The organism is Oleiphilus sp. HI0080 (genome assembly GCF_001635135.1).
In genome coordinates, this window is record NZ_LWFU01000626.1 from 1 (window position 1) to 7,775 (window position 7,775).

General features: G+C 48.2%; 10 protein-coding genes. 7 read left to right on the forward strand and 3 right to left on the reverse strand.

Features of this window, described 5'->3' with window-relative positions; all coding sequences use genetic code 11:
- Positions 1 to 155: 155 nt before the first annotated feature.
- Positions 156 to 650: an exonuclease domain-containing protein gene (locus A3751_RS13675; RefSeq protein ID WP_068457012.1), complete on the reverse strand. Its 495-nt coding sequence runs from the start codon at positions 648 to 650 to the stop codon at positions 156 to 158.
- A gap of 216 nt (positions 651 to 866) precedes the next feature.
- Between A3751_RS13675 and queC the strand changes: the two genes are divergently transcribed.
- The 6 genes from queC (at position 867) to slmA (ending at position 4,466) form a co-directional block, all read left to right on the forward strand.
- Complete coding sequence (queC, locus tag A3751_RS13680) at positions 867 to 1,523, forward strand: 7-cyano-7-deazaguanine synthase QueC (RefSeq protein ID WP_068457016.1); 657 nt, start codon at positions 867 to 869, stop codon at positions 1,521 to 1,523.
- 3 nt (positions 1,524 to 1,526) lie between these two features.
- Positions 1,527 to 2,324: a symmetrical bis(5'-nucleosyl)-tetraphosphatase gene (locus A3751_RS13685; RefSeq protein ID WP_068457019.1), complete on the forward strand. Its 798-nt coding sequence runs from the start codon at positions 1,527 to 1,529 to the stop codon at positions 2,322 to 2,324.
- A 75-nt stretch (positions 2,325 to 2,399) separates the two neighbouring features.
- Positions 2,400 to 2,816 carry a DUF423 domain-containing protein gene (locus A3751_RS13690; protein WP_068457021.1) on the forward strand — a complete coding sequence of 139 codons (417 nt, stop codon included), beginning with the start codon at positions 2,400 to 2,402 and terminating at the stop codon, positions 2,814 to 2,816.
- A gap of 3 nt (positions 2,817 to 2,819) precedes the next feature.
- Positions 2,820 to 3,020, forward strand: a complete 201-nt coding sequence (gene thiS, locus A3751_RS13695; protein ID WP_068457024.1) for a sulfur carrier protein ThiS — start codon at positions 2,820 to 2,822, stop codon at positions 3,018 to 3,020.
- Positions 3,021 to 3,040: 20 nt separating this feature from the next.
- A complete protein-coding gene (locus A3751_RS13700; RefSeq protein ID WP_068457027.1) occupies positions 3,041 to 3,826 on the forward strand; it encodes a thiazole synthase in 786 nt (261 codons plus the stop codon).
- Between the two features lie 37 nt (positions 3,827 to 3,863).
- On the forward strand, positions 3,864 to 4,466 hold the full coding sequence (gene slmA, locus A3751_RS13705; protein WP_068457029.1) for a nucleoid occlusion factor SlmA: 603 nt from the start codon (positions 3,864 to 3,866) through the stop codon (positions 4,464 to 4,466).
- 16 nt (positions 4,467 to 4,482) lie between these two features.
- Here the strand turns inward: slmA and A3751_RS13710 are convergent, their stop codons facing one another.
- Positions 4,483 to 5,292, reverse strand: coding sequence for an inositol monophosphatase family protein (locus tag A3751_RS13710; protein ID WP_197466345.1), 810 nt, complete (start codon positions 5,290 to 5,292; stop codon positions 4,483 to 4,485).
- Between the two features lie 323 nt (positions 5,293 to 5,615).
- Here A3751_RS13710 and A3751_RS13715 point away from each other — a divergent pair, with 323 nt between their 5' ends.
- Positions 5,616 to 6,662, forward strand: coding sequence for a 3-deoxy-7-phosphoheptulonate synthase (locus A3751_RS13715; RefSeq protein WP_068457032.1), 1,047 nt, complete (start codon positions 5,616 to 5,618; stop codon positions 6,660 to 6,662).
- A gap of 24 nt (positions 6,663 to 6,686) precedes the next feature.
- On the opposite strand, the gene purD is transcribed toward A3751_RS13715, so the two are convergent.
- The coding region (purD, locus tag A3751_RS13720; protein WP_068457035.1) for a phosphoribosylamine--glycine ligase at positions 6,687 to 7,775 on the reverse strand (1,089 nt) is incomplete at its 5' end.

Sequence of the window (7,775 nt, forward strand, 5' to 3'; positions counted from 1 at the left end):
GCGCGCTCAGCTTAGAGAAATTCTGCATATATAACACTCACGAGACTGCTGGATCGTTACGACTTAATGAAGCGCCGAGTCTATCATTTTCTGGGTGGGCTTGTAGCGGTAGCAAGCGCCGATTAAGCGCTATTGTTCAAAAACTGTGCGCTCCTTCAGACTTGCGTGACGCGCTTGAAGGTTTCATGAAGGATGCGAGCATCATTTGAAGCTCGGTGGCGTTCCAAAGCCATCTCTTCAATAGCTTGATTGTGCACATCTTGCCAGCGCTCGATCTGCGCATCATCTAATAGTGCGCTCACCGATTCGATCTGAAAGCTGTGTTTGAGTCCTGATGTTTTGAAAAGCCGATGAAGCCAAAAGCTATCAAAGGTCCATGCATCGCAATAGACCAATGCATTGCCAAGCAAGCTGTTTAGCGCAGTCGCGACGTCGACACAATCTGTACCATTTTCTTCCAGCTCCTCACGCGATATGCCGTGAATTTTGGCTGCTTTTCCGGACCAGTCTTTCCATAAAATATGGGGTTTGATGAGCCAAGAGTGTGTGTCACCGTTCGGCATGCAGATACCTACCTCAATCGGGTAGCTCTCGATCAGATCGAGACTTGAAGCTTCAAAATCAATAAAGATAGGAAAAACAGCTGACATAATATGTGGCGCTTAAAAACAAGAAGGCTTTAATGGCTGGCTATGGTAGCCAGAGTTAGTTCATGTCGCAATTGATCACAGCAGATTAGCTTAAAAACTGAGAAGTGCGAACAAGAACTTGCGACAAGTCGAGAGTAAACCTTGTCTGATTAACTTTACTTTGCGCTTTGCAATGCAAAAGCTAGAATGCCAACGAACTGTTCAGGAGTAACATAAATGAGTGACAAGATCGTTGTGATCTATTCGGGTGGTATGGATTCTTTCACCGTTTTGCATGACGCCGTCCGCACGGGAAAGCAAGTCTATGCCGTTTCGTTTAATTATGGGCAAAAACACTCGAAAGAATTGCACTATGCACAAAAGGTTTGTGACGACTTGGCGATTCCACACAAAATAGTCGATATCACGGCCATACATCAGCTGCTTCTGGGTTCATCATTGACCGATGATATTGAAATACCCGACGGACATTATGAAGAGGAGAGCATGAAGTCGACCATGGTACCAAACCGGAACATGATCATGATCTCGCTCGCTGTTGGCTATGCAGTCTCAATTGATGCCGGTTTTGTTTATTATGGAGCACATAGTGGAGACCACGCGATCTACCCTGATTGCCGGCCTGAATTTGTGCGTAAGATGGCCGATGTCGCTCGGATTGCTAACTATGAGCCGGTCGATATTGTCGCGCCATTTTTAAATGCCACTAAGGGAGAAATTCTCGCGCAGGGTTTGAAATATGGCTTGGATTACTCCAAAACGTGGACTTGCTACAAAGGCAGAGAACGAGCATGCGGTACATGCGGTGCATGTCAGGAGCGGCTTGAGGCTTTTGCTGATAATAATGCGATAGACCCTGTGAGCTACGAGTAACCCATGGCCGTGTATGCAATAGGCGATCTTCAAGGTTGTTATACGTCTTTTCGTAAGCTTCTCAATGCGGTCGATTTTGCGTCAGAAAGAGACGAGCTGTGGCTCGCAGGCGATTTGGTGAATCGTGGTCCTGATTCGCTCAACTGTTTGCGCCTCGCTAAACGTCTCAAAGCGAAAATTGTCTTGGGAAACCATGACTTGCATCTTCTTGCTTGCTACTATAGTAAGCACTTACTTAAGAAGAAAGATACTTTGGCATCGTTACTTGAGGCTGAAGATTGTCATGCGCTGATGGAGTGGTTGCGAAGGCAGCCTTTGATCCGCGTTGATAAAGCTCGGCATTTGGTAATGAGCCACGCTGGTGTTCCGCATATCTGGAAGATCAAGCATGCAATAAAATACGCGAATGAAGTGCATGAAGTGTTGGCCAGTGAAGACGCGAAGCGATACGAGGCTTATTTCAATGCAATGTATGGGAATCAGCCGGCTGTTTGGGATGATAGTCTTAAGGGGCAAGATCGCTTGAGGGTGATTACCAATTACTTGACGCGCATGCGGTTTATTGATCAGCGTGGAGCGCTGGAGTTGAGCGCCAAAGAGGGGCTCGATAAGACGCCCTTGGGTTTCGCCCCTTGGTTTAAGCAACCAACATCAAGGAAGTGGACCATTGTTTTTGGCCACTGGGCTGCCTTAGAAGGACAGACCGAAGATGCACGTTTTCAAGCGATCGACACAGGTTGCGTATGGGGCGGAAAACTTACAGCGCTGAATTTAGATACGCTGGAACGAACAAGCGTCTAGGAATAGAGCAGAGCACGCAGCGGACTGTATTTTGCTGCAAATAATGATAAATAATACGTCGTCACGATCTGAAAGATGCGAATAATACACCACCATTTTTTAGTACTAGGTTGCATTGGTGCTGGGTTGTCGGTTGCTCTTGGCGCTTTCGCAGCGCATGCCTTGAAGGACTCTTTGTCAGAGAAAATGCTGTCTGTTTTTCAAACGGGTGTGGAGTATCAGGCGTACCATAGTTTAGCGATGTTGGTCTTGGTGTTGTTGGCGTCTTTGGCGAGAACAGAAAAGGCACGCCGTTACTTGAGTGTCTCCATGTCGCTCATGCTCTTTGGTGTCGTGTTGTTTAGTGGGAGCTTGTATGCCTTGGCGCTTACCGGTTTGGCGTCTTTAGGAATGATTACTCCAGTGGGTGGAGTTTTGTTTCTTTTAGCTTGGTTCTTTGCGGCAAGAGGTGCATGGAGCATGGGCAAGCCTGAGCTTTTAGAGGAAAGTTAAATCGTGAAGATTATTCTAAATGGCGAGCCTTACGAATGTGAGGCTGGCACAGACTTACTAGCGATCGCAAAGGCGCTTTCTTTAGAGGGGAAACGTTACGCGATTGAGCACAATAAAGAGATTGTCCCCAAAGCCCAGCATGAGAAAATCACGTTACAGGAAGGTGATCTGGTTGAGGTTGTGCAGGCGATTGGTGGCGGTTAGCCAATAGGAAAGGAAGTAAAATGGGATTAGATACCGGAGTTCTAGAGATAGAAGGCGAAAAGTATAAAAGTCGTCTGTTAGTAGGGACGGGAAAGTACAAAGATCTAGAAGAAACACGGTTGGCAATTGAGGCCAGCGGCGCGGAAATCGTGACAGTTGCTGTTCGTAGAACCAATATAGGTCAAAACCCTGACGAGCCAAATCTTTTGGACGTGGTGTCGCCGGACAAGTATACGATTCTTCCAAATACTGCAGGCTGTTATAACGCCGATGATGCCGTACGTACTTGCCGATTGGCCCGCGAGTTACTGGATGGCCATGACCTCGTGAAGCTCGAGGTGCTTGGTGATCAGAAAACGCTCTATCCAAATGTTGTTGAGACTCTTGCTGCAGCCAGGACGCTCGTTAAAGACGGGTTTAAAGTCATGGTGTACACAACAGACGATCCGTTAATTGCCAAAGAACTGGAAGAGATCGGTTGCGTTGCGGTAATGCCGCTTGGGGCACCAATAGGGAGCGGTCTTGGGATTCGCAACCCGCACAATATCCATATGATTTTAGAAAACGCGAATGTCCCTATTTTAGTGGATGCGGGCGTTGGTACGGCCTCGGATGCATCTATTGCAATGGAGCTTGGCTGTGATGGCGTACTGATGAATACCGCCATTGCTGCTGCAAGAGATCCTATAATGATGGCGCATGCAATGAAGCTAGCTGTAGACAGCGGCCGTGCAGCATATTTGGCTGGCCGTATGCCGAGAAAATTATACGCCTCAGCATCTTCGCCATTAGAAGGCTTGATTTAAGCCAACTTCAAAAAACAAAACAGGGAGTGCCGCAACTATGGCCCCGGCAAAGAAAGATAAAGTGAGCAGAAAAGAACAAATCTTGCAGGTTTTGGCAAGCATGCTTGAAGATAATCTCGGGGAGCGCATCACCACCGCAAAGCTTGCCGCAGAGGTTGGTGTTACTGAGGCCGCTTTGTATCGACACTTTCCGAGTAAGGCGAAGATGTATGAAGGTTTGATTGAGTTTATTGAAGAGACGGTTTTTACTCGCATTAACCGTATCAAGCAAGAGGGGCAGAACGCTCTGGATAAGCTCCAAAAAACGCTCACGTTAGTACTTGCTTTTTGTGAAAAGAATCAGGGTATGTGTCGTATTCTAGCAGGCGATGCGCTTGCCGGAGAGAGTGAGAAAGTGCGCACGCGCGCCGAACACTTTTTTCAAAGGCTTGAGACCGAACTCAAGCAGATGATTAAGGATGGAGAGGCGCAAGAATCGCTCGCGCGGAAGCTTAGCCCGGCGGCGAGTGCAAATCTTTTGCTGGTGAATGTTGAGGGTCGGATTCACCAGTACGTGCGAAGTGAGTTTAAAGTGAAGCCGACAGCACATTGGGCGAATCACTGGCCAATCTTGGCTGGTGGTGTGTTTCAGGCGGCTTAATTAGAACTCAAACAGCTCAGGCCGTCGGGGCGAGAAGTGCTCTACTTTGCTCATAAAGTTCTGGCGTAGATACCAAGAGATTTTGATGGTAGATAGCTGGTGGAATGTGGTTTGGCACCTCTGAAAAGTGCCCACATTTCGCCCCGGCTTCTAGCGCAATCAGCCTTGCCGCAGCAAAGTCCCACGGGCTTAACGACTCAAAATAGAGATCAAGGCGGCCGCAGGCTACCCAGCAAATATCCAGTGCGGCACTACCTAACCGCCGCATATCTTGGCAATGGCGAAGCATTAGATCAACACGTGGCAAAATGGGATCAAGGTCTTTTTTGTTATAGGGGAATCCCGTTGCGAACAACGCCTTACGTAAGTTGCTTGCCCCGCTTGGCTCGATACTTCTATTGTTTAATTGTGCGCCACCCCTTTTGTGTGCTGAGAACAATTCATCCATAAATGGATTGTAAACAGCGCCGCACTGCACATCTCCATCGCATGCAAACGCAATACTAACGGCCACCATTTGATGCCCATGTGCATAATTTACTGTTCCATCAATCGGGTCTACGATCCAAATTGGCGAATCTAGGTTGTGACTGATGCTCTTATCTGTGCACGTCTCCTCGGTTAGAAAGCGATGATTTGGGAAGACCTGCTTGATGCGTTCGATAATGAACTTGTCGGCGGCGAGATCTGCATTAGTGACGAGCTCTTGCTGATCTTTGTATTGATGTTGGAGCGCACCTTCGTTCCGCATTTTCTTAATAAGCTGTCCTGCTTCAATTGCGGTCGTCTTGGCCAGCGTGAGTGCAGCATCAATATCCGTCATCATTTCTTTTCCTAGTCAAATGTGCTGAGAGTCTCTCGACGTATGTTTGCTATGACGCAAAAGTTTGGGTCAGCTGTTTACAAATCATTAATCCGAGTATAACGTTAGCGGCATGAACAAGACGAACTTACACACATCATTAACTGCTTTGCGAGCATTATGTTTGTCGTCTGCGGCTGCGTGGCACTTTAGCTTTTATTTTGGTTTTAACCAAGATTTGGTCGTGCCCAGCTAAACAAGCGAATAGGGGAGGCCAATAAAGCGCCTCCGAAAAAGAACCTCGGTTGGCGCCTCCTTCCGAGGTTTTTTTTTAAAAGGAAATAACAATGAGTCAAGTTCAAACCCAGTCAAACGTCGTGCTTGAGCCGCCGCAACTTACACCCTTGAGCAGTCCGAAGATGCTGAAAGATCGCCTGCCTCTCTCAGAAGACTTGTTGGCGCAGATAGAGCGCCAACGATCCGAGATTCAGGATGTTGTTCTTGGACGAGATAAGCGATTGTTGGTAATTGTGGGGCCGTGCTCTTTGCATTGTGACGCGGCTGCGATTGATTATGCCAAGCGACTCGCTGTGCTTGCTGATCAGTATAGTGACAAGTTATTGATTGTGATGCGTGCTTATCTTGAGAAGCCCCGAACAACGGTTGGCTGGAAAGGCATGTTGTATGACCCGCTGATGGATGGCTCGGATAATCTGGCGCTAGGCCTTGAAAAGAGTCGGCAATTGCTTAGAGAAATCGTTACTTTGGGTTTGCCAATTGCAACGGAAGCGTTAAACCCGTTGGCCGTTCCATATCTTGATGACCTGTTGGCTTGGGTTGCTGTAGGTGCAAGAACGACAGAATCACAAACACATCGAGAAATGGCGAGTGGATTGCCGTGTACAGTGGGGTTTAAGAATGGCACCGATGGTGGCTTAGATGTGGCCATTCATGCGTTGCTTTCTGCGGCTAGACCGCATAGTTTTCTTTCCATGTGTCAGGATGGTCAAATTCATCATATCCGCTCTACTGGTAATGGTTCTGGGCAGTTGGTGTTACGGGGTGGCAAACACGGCCCTAACTTCGATGCTGTTCACATGGCTCAAGCCAAGAAGTTGATGGCGAGTGCGGGGCTTTATCCGTCTGTTGTAGTGGATTGTAGTCATGAAAATTCAGGTAAAGACCATACTCGACAGGCGAGCGTGGTGTCCGATGTTATTGCGCAGAAGGCCGCAGGCTGCGATACGATCAAAGGGGTTATGCTAGAGAGCTATTTGACGGAGGGCCGCCAAAATATCAGTGCCAATATGGATTATGGTCAATCGGTTACCGATGCGTGTATCGGTTGGGAAGAAACTGAAAGCTTGATTCGAAATTTGCACGCTGCGCTTTAGTCGATGCGCAGCGTGCAGTAACGTTTAACGCTCGTTTTGTTGTTCGCGTTCAATCGCCCGATAGGCAATGTCTTTACGATAAAACATATCTTTCCAGTCTATGTTGTTTGCTAGCGTATAGGCCGCTTGAGCGGCTTCTGACACTGTGTCGCCTAATGCGGTAGCGCACAGCACACGACCACCACTTGTGACAACTTGGTTCTCTTCTAAGCTCGTACCGGCGTGAAACACTTTTCCATTCTGTGATTTCGCTTTCTCTAGCCCTTCGATTGGAAGCGCTTTTTTATAACTGCCCGGATATCCTCCAGCAGCTAGCACTACGCCCACAGCCGGTTTGTCATTCCAAATAGGGGATTCCTGATTAAGTGTTCCGCTTATTGCCGACGAACAAAGAGGAGCGAGATTAGATATCAGACGCATCATGATTGGCTGGGTCTCAGGATCACCAAATCGACAGTTGAATTCGATGACCTTTGGCTGACCTTCAGATGTAATCATTAGACCTGCATAGAGAAATCCCCGGTAACGATTTCCTTCGCTCTTCATGCCTTTCAACGTAGGGTTGATCACTTGCTCCATAATGCGATTATGAATTTCTTGAGTGACGACTGGGGCTGGGGAATATGCTCCCATGCCACCTGTGTTCGGACCGGTATCGCCATCACCGACGCGTTTGTGGTCCTGGCTAGTCGCCATCGGTATGCAGTCCTCTCCGTCAGCAATGACGATAAAGCTTGCTTCCTCACCCGTTAGAAACTCTTCTATGACGACCCTGCATCCAGCTTCACCAAAAGCGTTTCCAGATAGCATGTCTTTCACAGCGGCTTCTGCTTCATCCAGTGTCATCGCGACGATCACGCCTTTGCCAGCGGCAAGGCCGTCCGCTTTAACAACGATAGGGGCGCCCACTTTCTTAAGATAGGCAAGCGCTTCATCGACTTGCGTAAAGTTCTGGTAGTCCGCAGTAGGAATATGGTGTCTGGCTAGAAAGTCTTTTGTGAATGCTTTTGAGCCCTCGAGTTGCGCGGCTCCTTTGCTTGGTCCGAAGCACGCAAGACCCTGCGTTTCAAAGTAGTCGACGATGCCCTCTACAAGAGGCGCTTCCGGACCGAT

Excerpts from the sequence above, each read along its gene's own strand:
- A3751_RS13675 (WP_068457012.1), bottom strand. The coding sequence starts at position 650 with ATGTCAGCTGTTTTTCCTATCTTTATTGATTTTGAAGCTTCAAGTCTC.
- queC (WP_068457016.1), top strand. The coding sequence starts at position 867 with ATGAGTGACAAGATCGTTGTGATCTATTCGGGTGGTATGGATTCTTTC.
- A3751_RS13685 (WP_068457019.1), top strand. The coding sequence starts at position 1,527 with ATGGCCGTGTATGCAATAGGCGATCTTCAAGGTTGTTATACGTCTTTT.
- A3751_RS13690 (WP_068457021.1), top strand. The coding sequence starts at position 2,400 with ATGCGAATAATACACCACCATTTTTTAGTACTAGGTTGCATTGGTGCT.
- A3751_RS13700 (WP_068457027.1), top strand. The coding sequence starts at position 3,041 with ATGGGATTAGATACCGGAGTTCTAGAGATAGAAGGCGAAAAGTATAAA.
- slmA (WP_068457029.1), top strand. The coding sequence starts at position 3,864 with ATGGCCCCGGCAAAGAAAGATAAAGTGAGCAGAAAAGAACAAATCTTG.
- A3751_RS13710 (WP_197466345.1), bottom strand. The coding sequence starts at position 5,292 with ATGATGACGGATATTGATGCTGCACTCACGCTGGCCAAGACGACCGCA.
- A3751_RS13715 (WP_068457032.1), top strand. The coding sequence starts at position 5,616 with ATGAGTCAAGTTCAAACCCAGTCAAACGTCGTGCTTGAGCCGCCGCAA.